Annotated in this window: 16 protein-coding genes and 2 tRNA genes; 4 read left to right on the top strand and 14 right to left on the bottom strand. The window is 69.1% G+C overall.

Annotated elements, in window-relative coordinates:
- Positions 1–299: 299 nt before the first annotated feature.
- The gene (locus DSC45_RS28745) at positions 300–1,193 is read right to left on the bottom strand and encodes a rhomboid family intramembrane serine protease (protein ID WP_119294906.1); all 894 of its coding nucleotides are present in this window, start codon (positions 1,191–1,193) and stop codon (positions 300–302) included.
- Positions 1,194–1,318: 125 nt separating this feature from the next.
- Positions 1,319–1,846, bottom strand: coding sequence for a peptidylprolyl isomerase (locus DSC45_RS28740; RefSeq protein ID WP_119294905.1), 528 nt, complete (start codon positions 1,844–1,846; stop codon positions 1,319–1,321).
- Positions 1,847–2,187: 341 nt separating this feature from the next.
- On the opposite strand from DSC45_RS28740, the gene DSC45_RS28735 reads away from it, so the two are divergent.
- Positions 2,188–2,889, top strand: a complete 702-nt coding sequence (locus DSC45_RS28735) for a DUF5324 family protein (protein WP_119294904.1) — start codon at positions 2,188–2,190, stop codon at positions 2,887–2,889.
- A 262-nt stretch (positions 2,890–3,151) separates the two neighbouring features.
- Here DSC45_RS28735 and DSC45_RS28730 read toward each other — a convergent pair whose 3' ends face one another.
- Together DSC45_RS28730 and DSC45_RS28725 are read right to left on the bottom strand one after the other, a co-directional pair.
- Positions 3,152–3,793, bottom strand: coding sequence for a hypothetical protein (locus DSC45_RS28730; protein ID WP_119294903.1), 642 nt, complete (start codon positions 3,791–3,793; stop codon positions 3,152–3,154).
- 166 nt (positions 3,794–3,959) lie between these two features.
- Positions 3,960–4,032: transfer RNA gene (locus tag DSC45_RS28725), tRNA-Ala, on the bottom strand.
- 158 nt (positions 4,033–4,190) lie between these two features.
- Here DSC45_RS28725 and DSC45_RS28720 point away from each other — a divergent pair.
- Both DSC45_RS28720 and DSC45_RS28715 read left to right on the top strand, forming a co-directional pair.
- Positions 4,191–4,739, top strand: coding sequence for a helix-turn-helix domain-containing protein (locus DSC45_RS28720; RefSeq protein ID WP_119294902.1), 549 nt, complete (start codon positions 4,191–4,193; stop codon positions 4,737–4,739).
- A gap of 36 nt (positions 4,740–4,775) precedes the next feature.
- Positions 4,776–6,509: a serine/threonine-protein kinase gene (locus tag DSC45_RS28715; RefSeq protein ID WP_119294901.1), complete on the top strand. Its 1,734-nt coding sequence runs from the start codon at positions 4,776–4,778 to the stop codon at positions 6,507–6,509.
- 350 nt (positions 6,510–6,859) lie between these two features.
- On the opposite strand, the gene DSC45_RS28710 is transcribed toward DSC45_RS28715, so the two are convergent.
- Complete coding sequence (locus DSC45_RS28710; RefSeq protein WP_119294900.1) at positions 6,860–8,134, bottom strand: hypothetical protein; 1,275 nt, start codon at positions 8,132–8,134, stop codon at positions 6,860–6,862.
- 388 nt (positions 8,135–8,522) lie between these two features.
- Positions 8,523–8,651 (bottom strand): DLW-39 family protein, encoded by a 129-nt coding sequence (locus DSC45_RS36635; protein WP_240434896.1) that lies wholly within the window; start codon positions 8,649–8,651, stop codon positions 8,523–8,525.
- Positions 8,652–8,956: 305 nt separating this feature from the next.
- Between DSC45_RS36635 and DSC45_RS28700 the strand changes: the two genes are divergently transcribed.
- Positions 8,957–9,349: a DUF6344 domain-containing protein gene (locus DSC45_RS28700; protein WP_119294898.1), complete on the top strand. Its 393-nt coding sequence runs from the start codon at positions 8,957–8,959 to the stop codon at positions 9,347–9,349.
- A gap of 13 nt (positions 9,350–9,362) precedes the next feature.
- Here DSC45_RS28700 and DSC45_RS28695 read toward each other — a convergent pair.
- From DSC45_RS28695 to dnaN, 8 genes are all read right to left on the bottom strand, one after another.
- Positions 9,363–9,436, bottom strand: a tRNA-Ile gene (locus DSC45_RS28695).
- 82 nt (positions 9,437–9,518) lie between these two features.
- On the bottom strand, positions 9,519–10,163 hold the full coding sequence (locus DSC45_RS28690; RefSeq protein WP_119294897.1) for a DUF3566 domain-containing protein: 645 nt from the start codon (positions 10,161–10,163) through the stop codon (positions 9,519–9,521).
- 16 nt (positions 10,164–10,179) lie between these two features.
- A complete protein-coding gene (gene gyrA, locus DSC45_RS28685) occupies positions 10,180–12,792 on the bottom strand; it encodes a DNA gyrase subunit A (RefSeq protein WP_119294896.1) in 2,613 nt (870 codons plus the stop codon).
- 41 nt (positions 12,793–12,833) lie between these two features.
- Positions 12,834–14,912 (bottom strand): DNA topoisomerase (ATP-hydrolyzing) subunit B, encoded by a 2,079-nt coding sequence (gene gyrB / locus DSC45_RS28680; RefSeq protein WP_119294895.1) that lies wholly within the window; start codon positions 14,910–14,912, stop codon positions 12,834–12,836.
- A gap of 319 nt (positions 14,913–15,231) precedes the next feature.
- A complete protein-coding gene (locus tag DSC45_RS28675) occupies positions 15,232–15,717 on the bottom strand; it encodes a DciA family protein (protein ID WP_119295010.1) in 486 nt (161 codons plus the stop codon).
- Between the two features lie 80 nt (positions 15,718–15,797).
- Entirely contained in the window at positions 15,798–16,955 is a 1,158-nt protein-coding gene (gene recF, locus DSC45_RS28670) for a DNA replication/repair protein RecF (RefSeq protein WP_119294894.1), read from the bottom strand.
- A gap of 41 nt (positions 16,956–16,996) precedes the next feature.
- A complete protein-coding gene (gene gnd, locus DSC45_RS28665) occupies positions 16,997–17,875 on the bottom strand; it encodes a phosphogluconate dehydrogenase (NAD(+)-dependent, decarboxylating) (protein ID WP_119294893.1) in 879 nt (292 codons plus the stop codon).
- A 143-nt stretch (positions 17,876–18,018) separates the two neighbouring features.
- Positions 18,019–19,149 carry a DNA polymerase III subunit beta gene (gene dnaN / locus DSC45_RS28660; RefSeq protein WP_119294892.1) on the bottom strand — a complete coding sequence of 377 codons (1,131 nt, stop codon included), beginning with the start codon at positions 19,147–19,149 and terminating at the stop codon, positions 18,019–18,021.
- Positions 19,150–20,119 lie beyond the last annotated feature (970 nt).

Raw genomic sequence — 20,119 nt, 5'->3', positions numbered from 1 at the left:
CCCGCTTCCCGGCCCCGAGAGGCAGCCCGTCCGGACCTTCCGACAGGCGTTGCCCCGAGCTGATCCCTGAGTTATCCACAGCACTGTCCACAGCTGCGGAAAACTAAGAAGATCTGTGGATAACCTCCGCGACGTTGACGCCGGTGTGACTGCGTGTCCGCCATGCGGAAAACTCCACGCCCCTTGTGCCTACTGGGGAAACCCGGGTCAGTGACCAGGGGAACAGGTGTCCCGCACTGCATGCACAGGATCCGCCACCCGCTGTGGACAACTATGGCCAAGGCCGAGCCGGCGATCACTCAGACGAGCTGCGTGGTGCGCACCACGACCACCGCGACAACGACCAGCAGCACCAGTCCACAGACTCCGTACTGCACCAGGGCCCGTCGCTCCCGGGGCGCGTGCACCATGGCGTACGCGATCGCCGTGCCGGCCACCAGACCGCCGACGTGCGCCTCCCAGGCGATACCGCTCCAGGTGAAGGTGAAGAGCAGGTTCAGCGCGAGGAGCACCAGGACCGGGCGCAGGTCGTAGTTGAGCCGGCGCATCAGCACCGCTGTGGCGCCCATCAGACCGAAGACCGCGCCGGACGCGCCGAGCGAGGGCTGGTTGGGAGCCGCGATCAGATACGTCAGGGCGCTGCCCGCGAGACCGGAGATCAGATAGAGCGAGAGGTAACGCGCCCTGCCGAGGGCCGCTTCGAGTGGGCCGCCGAGCCACCACAGGCCCAGCATGTTGAACCCCAGGTGCCAGATTTCCTGGTGCAGGAACATCGAGGTGACCAGGCGGTACCACTGTCCCTCGGCGACGCCCTGCAGCGGCGCCCCGAAGTAGTCCCAGAACTGGCCGATCAGCGAGAGGTCGCGGACCAGCCGGTCGTCGGTCGCCAGGACGGCGATGAACACCGCCGCGTTGATCCCGATCAGGACCTTGGTGAGGAGGCGGGGGTCGGCGGCGATCGTGCCGCCGGCGAGGGTGCGCGGCTGGTTCGCGGACGGGGCGTGGCCGGTGCCGGAGCCTTCGCGTACGCAGTCGGGGCACTGGAAGCCGACGGAGGCGGAGATCATGCACTCCGGGCAGATGGGGCGCTCGCACCGGGCGCACCGGATGCCGGTCTCACGGTCCGGGTGCCGGTAGCAGCCCGGCAGGCCCGGGTTCTGAGGCTCCTGTCCACTGCCTGGCGCCTGCTCCATGGGATCCCCTCACTCCTTACGACGGCGCACACATCAACGCACCGCCCCGCCCATCCCTACGGATGAGCGGGGCGAAAAGGTTCCCCGTGCGGGGGACCGCGGGAACGGAACGTCTAGGACAAGACCTAGCGCTCCTCGATGACGACCGACTCGATGACGACGTCATTGACCGGACGGTCCGTGCGCGGGTTCGTCGGGGTGGTCCCGATGGCGTCCACGACCTTCTGGCTCGCCCCGTCGGTGACCTCACCGAAAATGGTGTGCTTCCGGGTCAGCCACGCGGTCGGCGCGACGGTGATGAAGAACTGCGAGCCGTTCGTACCCGGGCCGGCATTGGCCATGGCCAGGAGGTACGGCTTGTCGAAGGACAGCTCCGGGTGGAACTCGTCCCCGAACTGGTAGCCGGGGCCACCGGTGCCGTTCCCGAGGGGGTCGCCGCCCTGGAGCATGAAGCCGCTGATGACGCGGTGGAAGACCGTGCCGTCGTAGAGCCTGTCCGAGGACTTCTTGCCGGTCTCGGGGTGGACCCATTCGCGCTCGCCCTTGGCGAGTTCGACAAAGTTCTGGACCGTCTTGGGCGCGTGGTTCGGCAGCAGCCGGACTTCGATGTCGCCTTGGTTGGTCTTCAGGGTGGCGTAAAGCTGCTCAGCCACGATCTGCCTTCCGTTGTCTTCACTGACTCCCCGATCCTCGCACGGATCGGGTCCGACGCGGGCAAGGGGCGGCGAAGGGGACAGGGACGCGGACGATTCCTGCCGGACGGGTTCCTCCCGGGCCGATCCGTGGCATGGTCGGTCCCAGGCACCCCTTGTACCGCAATGCCCGAAGGGCCAGATCTCTCGCGCTACGGAGGCCGCTGCTCCGAATGCCCGATACGGGCGGCCACTGCGGAGTTCGCCGACGCGCATGATCCGAAAAAGGGTGGAAAGGTGAAGTGTGTTCGCTTGGGGGGCACCCCTACACCCCCGCGTACGCCACCGAGGAGGAGGATCCAGTGACCCGCATCGACAGCGCACGCGCCGCCGCGAGCTCGGCGAAGGACAGCGTGCGCCACGCCGCGGAAGTGGTGGCGCCCTACGCCGACACGGCCCGGGACCGGGCCGCCGGTTACGCGCACGAAGCACGTAGCCGGCTCGCACCCCGGGTCTCGACCGCGGCGCATCAGGCCGCCGACCAGGCTCGTCTGCAGTACGACGCACACCTCGCACCGCGCATCGAGCAGGCTCGCGTCCACGTGCCGCCGACGGTGGACCGCGCGGCCGTCCGTACGCGAGAGGCCGCCTCGAACGCCGCGTCCGCCACCCGCCCTCGGGTCGAGCAGGCCGTGGCCGTCGCTCAGCCGGCCGCAGCCGAAGCAGCGGCCCGGAGCAGCGCGGCCGTGGCGGCACTGCGTGGCCAGGTCTCGCACAAGGACATCCAGCGGATCGTCCGCAAGCACGAGCGCCGCGCCGCGGCCGGCCGCTTCACCAAGCGTGTGGCGATCGTCGGGCTCCTGGCGGGCGCCGCGTTCGCCGCCTGGAAGTGGTGGGACAAGCAGGCCAACCCCGACTGGCTGGTGGAACCGCCCGAGCCGACCGAGGTCGCCGACCGGTCTCCGCTGTCGTCGGTGGACGGCAGTGACCGGAGCCCGCTCGACCCCGAGGTCCAGGCCAAGCAGGCCGAGACGGAGGCGGCGGAGCGCGACGAACGCGGCTGAACGGGACGAGACGCCCGCACGGCCGGGCGCTGACATCGATGGGGTGGCGGGCCTTCGGGTCCGCCACCCCTCGTCGTGACTGCCCGTCGCGGTCTGTCGGAGTACTGAATTCGGGCGGTCGAGTACTGCCGCCGGTACTGAATCCAGTACTGAATCCCGGATCGCTCGAGTACTGGTTCGAGTACCGGTTCAGGGGGCATCTCGGGCACCGGGGTCGGACTCTCGTCCAAGACGATGCCGCCGCGCTGCTCCAGGTGTCCGGTCAGCGCATCCGGTCGGCCTCGGTCCAGTCGCGGCTCTGGCGGCCCCACCATCGGCCGGGGCTCGCACCCGCCAGGGCTTCGCTCAACGGGTCGGCGAATCCCGTGGTGAGCGGCAGCAGACCGCCGAGCAGCCGGGCGTCCGGCAGCTCCAGGCGGTAGCGCCCCGCGATCACCAGGCGGTCGAGGACCGGATGCAACGGGACGGCCCCGGCGACCGTGAAGAGCTCCAGATACTGGATGAAGTAGCTGCTCTTGGACGTGCGGGTCCGCAGGCTGAGTACGGCGGTCCCGGCAAGCACCTGCCACGGGAACAGGAACGCGACCTCCTGCTCGCACCACCACACCCCCTGCGGACCGACGCCGAGGCGGGCGCGGCGGTCGCCGGCGATGCGCCAGATCCGGCGGACGCCGATCGCCACCAGGGTGAGCAGCAGCACGGCCAGGGTGACGAGGACGAGACGGGCGCCACCGCTCGTCCCGCCGTCGGCTGCCGCGAGCGCCAGAGACACGGCCAGCGTGCCGCCGAGGCCGCCGAGGGCGGCCGTGCCGACGCCCGCCCGCTTCGCCCTGGCCCGGCCGACCGCGAACCACCGCGTCCGCGGATCTGCCTCCGACGGCGGCAACAACAGCGGGTACGACACCGGCGATACTCCTCACGCGCGCCTGAAGTGCGGGGACGACTCGTGCCCGACGCGGTCCAACTCCGCTGGACGCCCACGGCGTTGACGCCGCGCCCCGCCCTCGCACCGCACCGCCCAAAAAGCCCCCCGGTCCTGCGTTTATGCAGGTCGGGGGGCTTTTGTGGAGTGGAGCCTAGGGGAGTCGAACCCCTGACATCTGCCATGCAAAGACAGCGCTCTACCAACTGAGCTAAGGCCCCGTGGCAGCCGCTCCCGTCCGATCACGTCGTCCGGGCCGGTGCCGCAGCCAAGAGTACCGGGTCACCCCCGGGATCTCACAAAAGGATTGGGGGTCCCGGTCCCCGACCACGCTCCGTAGGATGCACGACGAGGTTCGCACCAGCGAAGGGGAGACGCCATGGACGCAGCACAGCAGGAAGCCACCGCCAGAGCCAGAGAGCTACAGCGGAACTGGTACGGGGAGCCGCTGGGCGCGCTCTTCCGCCGGCTCATAGACGACCTGGGCCTGAACCAGGCTCGCCTCGCTGCGGTCCTCGGCCTGTCGGCGCCGATGCTGTCTCAGCTCATGAGCGGCCAGCGCGCCAAGATCGGCAATCCGGCGGTCGTCCAGCGCGTCCAACAGCTCCAGGAACTCTCCGGCCAGGTGGCCGACGGCAGCGTCAGCGCCGCGGAGGCCACCGGGCGCATGGAGGAGATCAAGAAGTCGCAGGGCGGTTCGGTGCTGACCAACACCAGCCAGACCACGGCCAGTTCCGGCGCACCCACCGTCAAGCGCGTGGTCCGCGAGATCCAGTCCCTGCTCCGCTCCGTCTCGGCCGCCGGCGACATCATCGATGCCGCGGACGCCCTCGCCCCGACCCATCCGGAACTGGCAGAGTTTCTCCGCGTGTACGGCGCCGGGCGTACCGCCGACGCGGTGGCCCACTACGAGGCGCACCAGAGCTGAGCGGCCCGCAGGCCGAAGTGGGAGTGCAGCAGGACCATGGGTGAGGTCTTCGCCGGCCGGTACGAACTGGTCGACCCGATCGGACACGGCGGTGTCGGCGCGGTCTGGCGCGCCTGGGACCACCGTCGTCGCCGCTACGTGGCCGCCAAGGTCCTCCAGCAGAGCGACGCCTTCGCACTGCTGCGCTTCGTACGGGAACAGGCCCTGCGGATCGATCACCCCCATGTGCTCGCGCCCGCCAGCTGGGCCGCCGACGACGACAAGGTCCTGTTCACCATGGACCTGGTGCGCGGTGGCTCACTCGCCCACGTCATCGGGGACTACGGGCCGCTGCCGCCGAGTTACGTCTGTGTCCTGCTCGATCAACTCCTCGCGGGTCTGACCGCGGTGCATGCGGAGGGCGTCGTACACCGGGACATCAAGCCGGCCAACATCCTGCTCGAGGCCACCGGAACGGGCCGCCCTCATCTGCGCCTGTCCGACTTCGGGATCTCGATGCGCAAGGGCGAGCCCCGCCTCACCGAGACCAACTACGTAGTGGGTACGCCCGGTTACTTCGCCCCCGAACAACTGGCCGGAGAGGAACCGGACTTCCCCGCGGACCTGTTCGCCGTCGGCCTGGTCGCCCTGTATCTCCTCGAGGGCGCCAAACCGGACTCACAAGCCCTGGTCGACCACTTCGCCGACGGCACACCGAGCGCCCCGCAGGGCATTCCGGAGCCGCTGTGGCAGGTGGTCGCGACCCTGCTGCAGCCCGACCCGGACGCACGCTTCCGCACGTCCACGGGCGCCCGCAAGGCGCTGACGGCCGCGGCGGAGCTACTGCCGGAGCCCGGCCCGGACGACGAGTTGGTGGAGATCTTCGACCAACTCGGCCCGCTGCCCCTCGGTTTCGGCCCGGACGGCCCACTCCCCGAGGACGTCTCGCCCGATTCCGGCGATCCTGCTCCCGGCCCGTACGACGGCCCCGAACTCCCGGGCCCCGCAACACCCCCAGCCGACCCACCGGCCTCGCCCTCCGAGCCCTCGGCAGCCGTACGCTCCGACACGAGCACTCCCGCTCCACCGGCCGCATCAGCCCCCGCACCGGACGCGAACACGCCACCGGAGCAACCGAGTTCCTCCTCCCTCGAAGCGCCACGTCACCCCTCTACGCCTTCTCCCACACCGGGATCTGCCCAACCCGTCCCCACGCCCGGGGCGCCCGAGCATCAGCCCGGCGTCCCGCAGCCGGAACCGGATCCGTGGCCGCCGGCGCACCCTCACACCTTCACCGGGGGCAGCGACCAATCGCCCGCACATCCCGGCGCACCACACCCTCAGCACCACGAACAGCTCCAGGACACCCAGTACCCCGAGCCCTCCACGCCTCAGTACCCGGAGTACTCCGAGTCCTCCACACCCGAACACGTCCCGCACCACCCCCCGGCTTCTCCCAGCCCCGCACCAAAACCGTCACCGCTGCCCGGCGAGGACCCCTCACAGGCTCCGACCACTGCGCTCCGCTACGAGAACGCTCCTACTCGTCAATACACCGCTCAGCAGCCCCAGGTTCCCCATCCGACCGCACCGATTTCCCCGGCCCCGGCCCCGGCCCCGGCACCGGCACCTACTCCGCCACCAGCACCGACACCGGCATCTCCCCCCGACCCCAGCCCCTCCTCCCACCGCAGCAGGCGCCCAGGCCCTCCCGCCAAGGTGACCATCCCCGTACTCCTGCTCGCCGCAGCCTGCTTCGCCATCGGCATCTGGGCCCTGACCCGCATCTGAGCCCCAGACAGCCGAGCCACGAGCCACCGAAGCACCCCACCGGCCGACGGAACCGGGGCCCCGCTAGGCGTATTGCTCTGGAGGGGTGCCCACGCGGGTGAGGGCGGCTGGCCGAATGCGGTGCGGGGTCATGTGCGGAGCTCGTGTGCGGGCGGCTGGAGCGGTCGATGAGCCCGGCATCGCCCACAGATCATCAGCCGCCGATTTATGCACGGGGGCGGGAGACACCCACCTCGGCGACGGCGGCAACGCATGCGACGTGGCCGCGACGTACGCGACGTGGCGGCCGGTGTGGACCCGTTCGACGACCAGTCACCTGCCCTGGAAACCAACACTCGTGATCAACACACCTAGGCCACAGCCCCCCGCCGCCGAGCCACCACCGTCCACACCCCGAGCCCGAGCACCAACAGCGTGCCCGTGCCGATCCCCGCGGCCGCCACAACCTTCATCGAGTCGTCCGACCCGCCCCCGGCAGCCCCGGGACCACCGGCGCCACCCTCATCGCTCTCCGGATCGACCTGAAAGATCCCGGCATCACCGGCGTACACGGGGGTGTCAGCGGCCTCACCCCGAACCCCGACCCGCAACGTCACCCCGAGGTCCTCACCACCTGCATCCCCCCGAAGCTCAGGACTCGCCGTGACCTGGAGGTAGTACTGCCCCGGGAACCGCACAGCCTTGACCTCGGAACGCGGCGAGAAGCGGTTGGCGAAGTCCACCGGAGGCAGCGCCTCGAGCGCCACCTGCGGCTGCTCACCGGGCGACGACACCGCCTCGGAGGCCACCTCCCCACGCACCGGATTGGCCAGCGACAGGGCCAGCGCACCGGGCGCCGGCCCGCTGTCCGCCACGTCGTTCAGCTCGGCCCGTGCCGACATCTGCTGCCCCCAGCCCAGCGGCACCCGATAGAAGCGCGTCTCGCCGGCCGCGATGCGGTCCTTCCAGACACCGGCGCCCACCGCTGCCGCCGAGCTGAACCCGCTGCCTCCGCGGACGCTCTCCGCATCACCCGACGGAACCTCGGGCGGCGCCGAGTTCGCGTTCTCCGGCGCTTCGGTGGCGCCACCACCGGACTTCAGCGGCGGCTCCTCATGGAAATTCAGCTCGAGCTCCCAGGAATCCGCCGCGGACCTGTCCGCCCCCGTCCGCTCGACCACCACGTCGTACGTACCGGCCCGGCTGCAGCGGCCGGCGTTCCCCTTGATCGTGCGGTCCGCGGTGGCGGCCAGCGGCCGCGGATGACGAGCGGACCCGAAACGCCGGTCCTGCGACCCGCACCGCATTCCGTCGCCGCTCTCCAACGTCACCTTGATGCCGTCGGCGTAGGTCACATCGGAGCCGAGTTCGGGCACTGCAACGGCAGAGACGTAGGCCGAGGAACGGGCATCGAGTTCGACGCGGTACACCAACCGCTCATCGGGCCCGATGGAGCTGCGATAGGCCGTGTCCGCGTCGAGCTCTTCCGCCTGGCTGGGAGTGGACCCGCCCTGCACACTGCGCGCCCCGTCCTCGAAGGCGTACGGGACCGGTTCGGCCGCCGCGTGCGCCTGTGCGGGCGCCGCCACCGCCACCCACAGGGCCGTCGCCCACACCGCCGCAGTCCGCCCCCTGCCGCGCACCATCACCGCGCTCCTTGTCTTTGTCCGACGTCCTCGACGTCCTCGACGTCCGCGGCATGCGCGCCCCGATGGCCCCCACCGGACGTCCCCGGGCCGACCGCCCGCGTCCGCCCCATCCTGCACCGACCGTCCCCACGCTGTCTGCCACCGGAAGCAGAAGCTCCGACTCCGCGCAACCGCACTTTGCTGGAACCCGAGGATGCTTCACTCGGGCGAACATTGAGCACGAAGAGTGATCACGCCGCCACGAGCAGCACGCCACACCCCGCAGAACGCGTCTCACTCCGCCTGCACCAGCACGTGGGAACGCCAGGAACGCCCCGTAGCAGCACAAAGCCCCGGTCGCCACTGCGGCCGGGGCCCTGCACGAAAAACTGAAATCTGTGGTCGCTCACGAACCCGAAGGCACGGAGTCGGTCGCCTCCGTCCACAGATCCTGCTCGGCGCGATCCGCCTGGATCTGGCGGTACACGAGGAGCCCGCCGACGGCGGCCAGTGCGACCAGGAGAAGCTTCTTCACCGCGCTACCTCGTCTTTCCTTGACGTAGAGGACGTTTGGCGCCCGACTATACACACCGATCGATACCGATCGGTGACCTGGTTCCGGGCCAACTCCGGCCCCCGCCAGAGCAGTCGACCTCCCCCGTGCAGCCGCCTCTCGCCCCGCCCCGTCCCTGTGAGATTCGACGCCTGAGGCCCTGCGCCGCCATCCGGGTGGTGTTCATCAGAAGATCGGCGAATCGCGCCGCCTCCTCCCGCACCTCGCGGACCTCGTCCACATGATGAGGAAGTACGCAAATCGTCCGACCCGAAAGTGGAGGGATCATGGCAGGCAACACGTTCACCCGCATCTGGGCCGCCGTAGTCACGGCAATGCTGGCGCTGTTCGCAGCACTCGGCTTCACCACCCCCGCAACCGCCGCCCCGGCGACCACCACCGCGCCCCAGCAGGAGAACGCCGGCCACACGACGGCGCCCGCAGCCGGCTCGGTGGCTCCGGTGGCACTCGCCCCGAGGCCGTACGACCCGCTGCGGCCGCCCACGATGAAGCAGCGCATCCGGGCCGAGGCCCACGGCTCCTCCCCGAACGCCCGCGGACTGAGCCTCGCCACACCCCTGAACCGCGCCGGCGAAGTCACCGAGGACCACGAGAACGAAGAGCCCCGGGAACGCGCAAAGCCCGGAAACTCCGAAGAGCTCCCGGGCCTTGCTGCCTGAAGCAGGCTGCCTGTGGGGCTAACAGGATTTGAACCTGTGGCCTCATCCTTATCAGGGATGCGCTCTAACCAACTGAGCTATAGCCCCTTGCGCTCGCGCGCTGACCTCTGAAGATTAGCGCACGACGCGGTCAGTCCCAAAATCGGTATCCATGCCCGTCGGACAGGACCTATTCGTCCTCGGCGAGCGTGAGCTCGACACCACCCACGAAGCCCGCGGAGAGGTTGTAGATGAACGCGCCGAGCGTTGCGAGTGCCGTGGCAAGGACCACGTCGATCACCGCGATGATGGACGTGAACATCAGCACCCGCGGCAGCGAGAGGAACGACTGCAGGTCGAATCCGTTGGATTCGTTCGAGCCGGTCGCCTCCGAGATCGTCCCGCCGACCGTGGAGAAGACGCCCATGGCGTCCATGACCATCCACAGCACGGCGGACGCCACGACTGTGCAGATCCCCAGAGCGATGGAGAGCAGGAAGCTGACTTTCATCACCGACCACGGGTCGGCCTTCGCCACACGCAGTCTCGCCTTGCGCGTACGCGGTGTCGTACGCGCACCGGTACGAGGCTTGCGCGCGGCGCCCTGAGGCGGTTCCGGATACGCCTGCGGCGGGTGGTAGGGCTGAGCCTGCTGCTGAGGCTGACGCTCACCGGGAAGTGCTCCGGTGTACTCGGCCTGACCACCGTAGGGCTGTCCCTGAGAACCTCGGGTGTCCGTCACGGTTCCCCCTTGTGCCCCCTGTGGGTCCCTGGCGGGGCCACGGCCGCCATCCGTTCCGGTTCTGTTCGCTCCGGCGCCCGTGGCTCCACTCACGACCTAACTCCTCGCGCTACTCGGCCTCGGGCCGGCTGCCCTCGTCCGTACCGGCGGCCGCATCGCCCTCGGCAGAGTCGGCGTCGACACCGTCGACTTCCTCTGCCTCGCGTCCGGCCTCGGCGTTACGAGCGATACCGACCACGGCATCGCGCTTGCCCAGGTTGATCAGTTGGACGCCCATGGTGTCACGGCCCGTCTCCCTGACCTCGCTGACTCGCGTGCGAATCACACCGCCGCCGAGAGTGATGGCGAGGATTTCGTCTGCCTCCTCGACGACAAGCGCGCCCACGAGAGTCCCGCGGTCCTCGACAATCTTGGCGGCCTTGATGCCAAGACCGCCACGGCCCTGGACGCGGTAATCGTCGACGTTGGTCCGCTTCGCGTACCCACCATCGGTTGCGGTGAACACGAACGTACCGGGCCTGACGACATTCATCGAGAGAAGTTCGTCGCCTTCGCGGAAGCTCATGCCCTTCACACCCGAGGTCGCACGGCCCATCGGGCGCAGCGCGTCGTCCGTTGCGGTGAACCTGATGGATTGGGCCTTCTTGCTGACGAGCAGCAGGTCGTCGTCGGACGAGACCAGCTCCGCACCGATCAGTTCGTCGTCCGAACCGTCCGGCGTCTCGCGCAGGTTGATGGCGATGACGCCACCGGAACGCGGCGAGTCGTAGTCCTTCAGGACCGTCTTCTTCACCAGGCCGCCCTTGGTGGCGAGGATCAGGTACGGCGCCGCGTCGTAGTCGCGGATCGCGAGGATCCGGGCGATCTGCTCGTCGGGCTGGAAGGCGAGGAGATTCGCGACGTGCTGGCCGCGGGCTTCCCGTCCGGCGTCCGGCAGTTCGTAGGCCTTCGCTCGGTACACCCGGCCCTTGTTCGTGAAGAACAGCAGCCAGTGGTGGGTGGTCGACACGAAGAAGTGGCTGACGATGTCGTCTTCCTTGAGCTTCGTGCCACGTACGCCCTTGCCGCCGCGCTTCTGCGAGCGGTAGTCGTCCGTCTTGGTGCGCTTCACGTAGCCGCCACGAGTGATCGTGACGACGATGTCCTCCTCGGCGATGAGGTCCTCGATGGACATGTCGCCGTCGAAGGGCACCAGCTTGGAGCGCCGGTCGTCGCCGAACTTGTCGACGATCGCGGCCAGTTCCTCGCTGATGATCGAGCGCTGCTTCTCGGGGGAGGCCAGAATCTGGTTGTACAGGTTGATCTTCGCCTGGAGCTCGTCGTGCTCGGCGGTGATCTTTTGGTGTTCCAGGGCGGCGAGCCGGCGCAGCTGCATCTCGAGGATGGCGTTGGCCTGGATCTCGTCGATGTCCAGGAGGCCCATCAGGCCCTCTCGCGCCACGTCCACGGTGTCGCTGCGCCGGATCAGCGCGATGACCTCGTCGATGGAGTCGAGGGCCTTCAGCAGGCCGCGCAGGATGTGGGCGCGCTCCTCGGCCTTGCGCAGGCGGTACTTGGTGCGCCGGACGATGACCTCTACCTGGTGGGCCACCCAGTGCCGGATGAAGGCGTCGAGGGAGAGGGTGCGCGGCACGCCGTCGACCAGGGCCAGCATGTTGGCGCCGAAGTTCGACTGCAGGTCGGTGTGCTTGTAGAGGTTGTTCAGGACGACCTTGGCGACGGCGTCCCGCTTGAGCACGATGACCAGGCGCTGGCCGGTGCGGGAGCTGGTCTCGTCGCGGACGTCGGCGATGCCGCCGACCCTGCCGTCCTTCACCAGGTCGGCGATCTTCTGCGCGAGGTTGTCCGGGTTGACCTGGTACGGGAGTTCGGTGACCACCAGGCACTGGCGGTTCTGGATCTCCTCGACCTCGACGACCGCGCGCATCGTGATGGAACCACGCCCTGTGCGGTACGCCTCCTCGATGCCCTTGCGGCCGACGACCAGGGCGCCGGTCGGGAAGTCGGGGCCCTTGATGCGCTCGATGAGCGCCTCGAGGAGCTCCTCGTGGGAGGCCTCGGGGTTCTCCAGGTACCACTGGGCGCCCGACGCGACCTCGCGCAGGTTGTGCGGCGGGATGTTGGTGGCCATGCCGACCGCGATGCCCGCGGAGCCGTTGATCAGCAGGTTCGGGAAGCGGGCCGGCAGGACGGTGGGCTCCTGGGAGCGGCCGTCGTAGTTGTCCGTGTAGTCGACGGTCTCCTCGTCGATGTCCCGGACCATCTCCATGGACAGCGGCGCCATCTTGCACTCGGTGTACCGCATGGCGGCCGCGGGGTCGTTGCCCGGGGAGCCGAAGTTGCCGTTGGAGTCCACGAGCGGCATGCGCATCGACCACGGCTGCGCGAGGCGGACCAGCGCGTCGTAGATCGAGGAGTCGCCGTGCGGGTGGTAGTTGCCCATGACGTCGCCGACGACGCGGGCGCACTTGTAGAAGCCCTTCTCGGGCCGGTACCCGCCGTCGTACATGGCGTACAGGACGCGGCGGTGTACGGGCTTGAGACCGTCCCGTACGTCGGGCAGCGCGCGCGAGACGATGACGGACATCGCGTAGTCGAGATACGAGCGCTGCATCTCGGTCTCGAGCCCGACGGGCTCGACGCGCATGGCGAGGCCCGGGACCTCTTCGGTGGTGACGGGCGTGGGGATGTCCCCGGGGGCAGGAGTGTTCTCGTCGGCCATTGCTGGTCTTCAGTCCTTTCGTGCGGTCAGCTGAGACCGACTCAGATGTCGAGGAAGCGGACGTCCTTGGCGTTGCGCTGGATGAACGAGCGGCGGGCCTCCACGTCCTCGCCCATCAGCACGGAGAACAGGTCGTCGGCCTGGGCCGCGTCATCGAGCGTCACCTGGCCGAGGACGCGGTGCTCCTGGTCCATCGTCGTGATGCGCAGCTCCTCGGCGTTCATCTCGCCGAGACCCTTGAAGCGCTGCACCGAGTCGTCCTTGATGCGCTTGCCCTGCTGGCGGCCGAGCTCGACGAGTGCGTCGCGCTCGCGGTCCGAGTAGGCGTACTGGAAGTCGTCGCGCGTCCACTTGATCTTGAACAGCGGCGGCCGGGAGAGGAAGACGTGACCGGCCTCGACCAGCGGGCGCATGAAGCGGAACAGGAAGGTCAGCAGCAGGGTGTTGATGTGCTGGCCGTCGACGTCGGCGTCCGCCATCAGGATGATCTTGTGATAGCGGAGCTTCGTGATGTCGAAGTCCTCGTGCACGCCCGTGCCGAAGGCGGAGATGAGGGCCTGGACCTCGGTGTTCTGCAGGATCTTGTCGACCCTGGCCTTCTCCACGTTCAGGATCTTGCCGCGGATCGGGAGGATCGCCTGGTACTGGGGATTACGGCCGGACTTGGCCGAGCCGCCTGCGGAGTCACCCTCGACGATGAAGATCTCGCACTTCGTCGGGTCGTTGGACTGGCAGTCGCTCAGCTTGCCGGGCAGCGAGGCGGTCTCGAGCAGGCCCTTGCGGCGGGTCAGATCGCGCGCCTTGCGGGCCGCGACCCGGGCCGTGGCGGCCTGGATCGACTTGCGGATGATGTCCGCGGCCTCGTTGGGATTGCGGTCGAGCCAGTCCGTGAGGTGCTCGTGGACGACCTTCTGGACGAAGGTCTTCGCCTCGGTGTTGCCGAGCTTCGTCTTGGTCTGGCCCTCGAACTGCGGCTCGCCGAGCTTGACCGAGATGATCGCGGTCAGACCCTCGCGGATGTCGTCACCGGTGAGGTTGTCGTCCTTCTCGCGGAGCAGCTTCTTGTCACGGGCGTACCGGTTGATGAGACCGGTCAGCGCGGCCCGGAAGCCTTCCTCGTGCGTACCGCCCTCGTGCGTGTGGATCGTGTTCGCGAACGAGTAGACGCCCTCGCTGTACTGGGTGTTCCACTGCATCGCGACCTCGACCGAGAGCAGCCGCTCCTTGTCCTCGGCCTCGATGTCGATCACCGTGGGGTGAATGACGTCGCCCTTGCGGGAGTTGAGGTACTTCACGAAGTCGACGATGCCGCCCTCGTAGTGGTACTCGACCGTGCGGGCCTGCGGCTCCTCCTCCTGCTCCGCGTCCGCGGTGTCCGCGCCGACCGTGGCCTTGGCCGACGCACGCTCGTCGGTGAGGCGGATGGTGAGGCCCTTGTTGAGGAACGCCATCTCCTGGAAGCGCCGGGAGAGCGTCTCGAAGGAGTAGTCGGTCGTCTCGAAGATGTCGCCGTCTGCCCAGAAGGTGACGGAGGTGCCGGTCTCCGAGGTGGCCTCGTGCTGCTCGAGCGGGGCGGTCGGGACGCCGCTCTTGTACTCCTGCGTCCAGCGGTGGCCGTCGGTCCTGATGTCGACGGCGAGCTTGGTCGACAGGGCGTTCACGACGGAGACGCCGACGCCGTGCAGACCGCCGGAGACGGCGTAGCCGCCGCCGCCGAACTTGCCGCCCGCGTGCAGCACGGTGAGGACGACCTCGACGGCCGGCTTCTTCTCCACGGGGTGGATGCCCACCGGGATACCGCGGCCGTTGTCGACGACGCGGACTCCGCCGTCGGGAAGGATCGTCACGTCGATGGTGTCCGCGTGGCCGGCCATCGCCTCGTCGACGGAGTTGTCGACGACCTCCTGCACGAGGTGATGCAGACCACGCTCGCCGGTCGAGCCGATGTACATACCGGGTCGCTTGCGGACCGCGTCCAGACCTTCGAGGACGGTGATCGCGCTCGCGTCATAGGAGGGCCCTGGCCCGCCGGGCTCGACGTGCTCGTCGGCGGCAGGGGACGGGAGGTTCTCGTTGGGGTTGCCGGAATCGGCCACGAAGCGCCCTTTCTGGCACAGCACAGGCCACACTTCCGGGCCACGGAAGCGGCTGCGTCGTTCAGTGAGTGTCGGTGTTTGTCGACTGTTCGGTAAGACGGACGGGGGAGATTTCTCGGTGCGTCCCACGAGTGAGGCGCGAACTGCTCCAGTCTACCGGTAGCGCCGACAGTGATGGGGGTTTGCCGGTACCTGAGTCCGCATGTGCCGCCCTGAACGATCCTCGTCCGACTCCCCATATGCGACCCAGGGATTCAAGAGGCTCACGGCGGCACTCAGCGCTTCGGGACGTCAACCGCGCGCTACCGACGGGAACACCCCCTGTCACAGGGGCCTCACCGCACTACCCGTAGGTGTCTCCGGGGCCGGTGCTTCCGGGGGCCCGGAGGGGGCCGAAGCGGCGTGCGGGGCCACCGGGCCCCTGCACCTTGATGAGCTTCACGGTGCCCTGCCCGAGGTCCTGATTGAGCCGCGCGACCAGCGTCGGAGCGAGCAGCCGAAGCTGCGTCGCCCAGGCCGTGGAGTCGCAGCGCACGGTCAGCACCCGCTCGTCCTCGTCGTACTTCTCGGGTACGCAGTGCTTGCCGACGTCCTCGCCGACGATCTGCGGCCAGCGGCCCATCACGCCGCCCACCGCGGCCGGGGTCTCCCAGCCGCGCTCGGTGATCAGACGGTTGATCGCCGCTCCGAGCGGCAGCGGGTCGCGGCCGTCCGCCCGCGCGCCGGAGCGCAGACCGCCGCGTTTGGCTTGTTTCTTCTGCTGGGCCGCGGCGCCGCGTGCGCGTGCCTGCTCCTTGGCGGCCCTCAGGGCGACGCGGGCGAGGTCCACGCCGGAAGGCTCGGGGGACTTCGGCGATCCGGCGTCGGAAGCACCGTCGCCGGTGGTGTCACCGGTCGGCTCGGACTCGCTCACGCCCGGGTCACCTCGCCGCCGGACACCGTGAACCGGGTTCCGCGGAGTACGCCCGGAATGTCGTCGTCCACGGCGGCGGTCACCAGGACCTGCTCGCCCGGAGCGACCAGCTCGGCCAGGCGCTCGCGCCGGCGCGAGTCCAACTCGGCGAACACGTCGTCGAGGACCAGGATCGGCTCACCGATCCGGTGCCCGTCCTCGTGCGGCGCCTGCTCCGCCCCCTCGGAACGCAGCAGGTCGTACGAGGCCAGGCGCAGGGCGAGTGCGTACGACCAGGATTCGCCGTGGCTGGCGTACCCCTTGGCCGGCAGCTCGCCGAGCTTCAGGGTCAGGTCGTCTCGGTGCGGTCCGGCGAGGGTGACGCCGCGCTCGATCTCCTGCTTGCGCGCGTCGGCCAGGGCGGCGAGCAACTGCTCGTAGAGCTCCTCACGGGTGTGTCCGGTGCCGGGGGCGGAGGAACGGTACGCCAGGGCCACCGGGCCGCCGCCGGGCGCCAGTTGCTCGTAGGCCTTGTCGGTGAGCGGCTGCAGGGCCTCGATCAGGTTCAGCCGCTGGGCGAGCAGCTCCGCGCCGGCCCGGGCCAGGTGCTGGTCCCAGACGTCGAGGGTGGACATGTCCATCGACCGTCCGCCGTGCCGGCGGGCCATGGCCGCCGACTTGAGCAGGGTGTTGCGCTGCTTCAGTACGCGCTCGTAGTCGGAGCGCACTCCGGCCATCCGCGGGGAGCGCGCGGTGACCAGTTCGTCCAGGAAGCGGCGCCGCTCACCCGGATCGCCCTTGACCAGCGCCAGATCCTCCGGCGCGAACAGCACGGTCCGTACGATCCCGAGTACGTCACGTGGCTTGACCTGCGACGATCTGTTGATCCTGGCGCGATTGGCGCGGCCCGGATTGAGCTCGAGCTCGACCAGCTGGTGCCGCTCGCCCTGCTGGACCGCGGCCCGCACGATCGCTCGCTCGGCGCCCATCCGCACCAGCGGTGCGTCCGACGACACTCGGTGGCTGCCGAGGGTGGCGAGATAGCCGACGGCCTCGACGAGGTTGGTCTTGCCCTGGCCGTTCGGCCCGACGAACGCGGTGACGCCCGGGCCCAGCGGAACCTCGGCCCGGGCGTACGACCGGAAGTCGGCCAGCGACAGATGCGTGACGTGCATGGATGACGCCGACCTCCCCCGACGAAGACTGCCTGTGGTGCTTACTTCTTCTTCTCGACCGCGTGCCCGCCGAACTGGTTGCGCAGCGCCGCGATCATCTTCATCTGCGGCGAGTCGTCCTGCCGGGAGGCGAAGCGGGCGAACAGGGACGCGGTGATGGCCGGCAGCGGGACCGAGTTGTCGATCGCGGCCTCGACCGTCCAGCGGCCCTCGCCGGAGTCCTGTGCGTAACCGCGCAGATCCTTGAGGTGCTCGTCGTCGTCCAGGGCGTTGACCGCCAGGTCGAGCAGCCAGGAGCGGATGACCGTGCCCTCCTGCCAGCTGCGGAACACCTCACGCACGTCGGTCACGGAGTCGACGGCCTCGAGCAGCTCCCAGCCCTCGGCGTAGGCCTGCATCATGGCGTACTCGATGCCGTTGTGGACCATCTTGGCGAAGTGGCCCGCGCCGATCTTGCCGGCGTGCACCGAACCGAAGTCGCCGGGCGGCTTCAGCGCGTCGAAGACCGGCTGCACCTTGGCGACGTGCTCCTTGTCGCCGCCGTACATCAGCGCGTAGCCGTTCTCCAGACCCCAGACGCCGCCGGAGACTCCGCAGTCGACGAAGCCGATGCCCTTGGCGGCCAGCTCCTCGCCGTGCTTCTCGTCGTCCGTCCAGCGGGAGTTGCCGCCGTCCACGACGACGTCGCCGGGCTCGAGGAGCTCCGCCAGCTCGTCGATCGTGGACTGGGTGGCGGCGCCCGCGGGGACCATCACCCACAGCACCCGCGGACCCGTCAGGCCGTCCACAAGCTCCTGCAGGCTGTGGACATCCGCGAGGTCCGGATTGCGGTCGTATCCGATGACGGTGTGGCCTGCGCGGCGGATGCGCTCGCGCATGTTGCCGCCCATCTTGCCGAGGCCGACGAGACCGAGCTCCATCAGTGCTTTTCCTTAGTGAGACTGCGCCTGGGGGTGTCTTGCGGGCACGGTCGGACGCCCCTTTCAGGGGCTCTCGTACCCGCGTACGAGACTACGCCGCGGGAGGCCCACTCACCTGTGGGCCTCGACCGCTCAGGCGTGCGTCAGCCGCTCAGTCGCACCGGCATGATCAGGTACTTGTACGCCTCGTCCGCCTCCGCGTCGACGGCAGGCTTGCCGCTGAGCAGCGCCGGCTTCGTCGACGTGGTGAACGACAGCTGGGCCGCGGGCGAGTCGATCGCGCTCAGGCCGTCGAGCAGGAACGTCGGGTTGAAGGCGATCGAGATGTCGTCGCCCTCGAGCTGGGCGTCGACCCGCTCCACAGCCTGTGCGTCGTCGCTGGAACCGGCCTCCAGGATGAGTACGCCCTGCTCGAAGCTGAGGCGCACCGGAGTGTTCCGCTCGGCGACGAGCGCGACGCGCTTGACCGCCTCGACGAAAGGCGCGGTCTCGATGACCGCGACCGAGTTGAACTCGGTGGGGAACAGCGTGCGGTACTTCGGCAGGTCGCCCTCGAGCAGACGCGTGGTCGTCCGCCGACCGGCGCCCTCGAAACCGATCAGACCCTCACCGGCACCGGAGCCGGACAGGGCGATGGTCACGCTGTCACCGCTGGTCAGGGCCTTGGCCGTGTCGAGCAGCGTCTTGGCGGGGACCAGGGCGACGGCCGAGGCCTCCGGGTCCTCCGGCTTCCACAGGAACTCGCGGACCGCGAAGCGGTAGCGGTCGGTGGAGGCCAGCGTCACCGTGTCGCCCTCGATCTCGACGCGGACACCGGTGAGCACCGGCAGGGTGTCATCGCGACCGGCGGCGATGGCCACCTGGGCGGCCGCCGAGGCGAAGACCTCACCGGGGACGGTGCCCGTCGCGGTGGGCATCTGCGGCAGGGCCGGGTACTCCTCCACCGGCAGGGTGTGGAGCGTGAACCGCGAGGATCCACAGACCACCGTCGCCCGTACACCGTCTGTGGAGATCTCCACCGGCCTGTTCGGCAGGGCCCGGCAGATGTCGGCGAGCAGCCGGCCGGAGACGAGCACCGTGCCGTCCTCGTCGATCTCCGCCTCGACCGAGACGCGTGCCGAGACCTCGTAGTCGAAGCCCGACAGGCTCAGTGACCCGTCCTCCGCCCTCAGGAGCAGGCCCGCGAGGACCGGCGCCGGAGGACGGGCCGGGAGACTGCGTGCCGCCCAGGCCACCGCCTCCGCGAGTACATCGCGCTCCACCCGGATCTTCACCGTAAGCCGCCTCCTGCTGTTGCCTGGCTGCTCGCCCTGCTGGCCTGTTGAGCCTTCGCCGTCTGGTTGGCGCATCCCCAGGGTGGGGAGAACGCCGGGGACCAGTCTGACGTACCGCACCGACACTCGGTGCGGGTCGGGGTCAAGTCGCGCTGGCCGGGCAGCGAGCGACGCAGCCCGAGTTGTGCACAGCCCCCTCTTCGAAACGGATTCCCCGAGATAACTGTGTAGGGGTAGTAGTAGGGGCTGTGGAAACCGTGGATAACCCCGTTTCCGCAGGTCAGGTCCCGGATTTTATCCACGGGGCCTGTGGGCGGGGGCGGTGGAAAACCAGCGTTCGCTGTGGACACCGGAAAGTTCTGCACACCCGGTACACAGGCGAGGGCCACTTCTCCCCAGCGCTGTCCCCAGCTTTACCCCGGTTCCCCACAGGCCAACCGACCCGCTTTGTGTGACGCCTTTCACTCGACCCGGTGAGCAGGTGCGTCGCGTTGCCGAACAGTGGACAGCGATGTGGAGAAGCGGGCCGAACCTGGGGACAACCGGGCCGAACCTGTGGGCGGCCGGTGGACAACTGAGAACTGCCTCCTGTGGACACTCGGTGGTCCACAGTCTGTGGAGATCGGTTGTCCACGAATCCACAGGCATATGACCTCGGTTGATGGCCCGTCACTGCTGCCCGCTGTGGACACAGTCTGGACAACTTTTCAGTCCCCAGGGTGTGGACGCCGACTTGGGGCTGAATCTGTGGAGAACGCCCAGCTCACCGCCTCTATTCGAACAGCGGCATGGGGCGGGCGAAGGGACCGGGAGCCCTCCGAGAAGCTGCCGGGAGCGCTCCGAGGCGCTGAAACGGGCGGCATACATGCCTAAGCGGCGTGGCAGAACATGCCGAAGGGGCGCCCCGGAGACTCCAGGACGCCCCTTCCGGAACGCGTAACTCGTGCTGTCGCGGCCGCTCTTGGCCGTC

This window comes from Streptomyces sp. YIM 130001 (assembly GCF_003574445.1).
In the GTDB taxonomy this organism is placed as follows: Bacteria; Actinomycetota; Actinomycetes; order Streptomycetales; family Streptomycetaceae; genus Streptomyces.
This window is presented reverse-complemented; position numbering and strand designations above follow the sequence as displayed.

Excerpts from the sequence above, each read along its gene's own strand:
- recF (WP_119294894.1), bottom strand. The coding sequence starts at position 16,955 with ATGCACGTCACGCATCTGTCGCTGGCCGACTTCCGGTCGTACGCCCGG.
- DSC45_RS28720 (WP_119294902.1), top strand. The coding sequence starts at position 4,191 with ATGGACGCAGCACAGCAGGAAGCCACCGCCAGAGCCAGAGAGCTACAG.
- DSC45_RS28700 (WP_119294898.1), top strand. The coding sequence starts at position 8,957 with ATGGCAGGCAACACGTTCACCCGCATCTGGGCCGCCGTAGTCACGGCA.
- DSC45_RS28715 (WP_119294901.1), top strand. The coding sequence starts at position 4,776 with ATGGGTGAGGTCTTCGCCGGCCGGTACGAACTGGTCGACCCGATCGGA.
- gnd (WP_119294893.1), bottom strand. The coding sequence starts at position 17,875 with ATGGAGCTCGGTCTCGTCGGCCTCGGCAAGATGGGCGGCAACATGCGC.
- DSC45_RS28710 (WP_119294900.1), bottom strand. The coding sequence starts at position 8,134 with ATGGTGCGCGGCAGGGGGCGGACTGCGGCGGTGTGGGCGACGGCCCTG.
- DSC45_RS28745 (WP_119294906.1), bottom strand. The coding sequence starts at position 1,193 with ATGGAGCAGGCGCCAGGCAGTGGACAGGAGCCTCAGAACCCGGGCCTG.
- gyrA (WP_119294896.1), bottom strand. The coding sequence starts at position 12,792 with ATGGCCGACGAGAACACTCCTGCCCCCGGGGACATCCCCACGCCCGTC.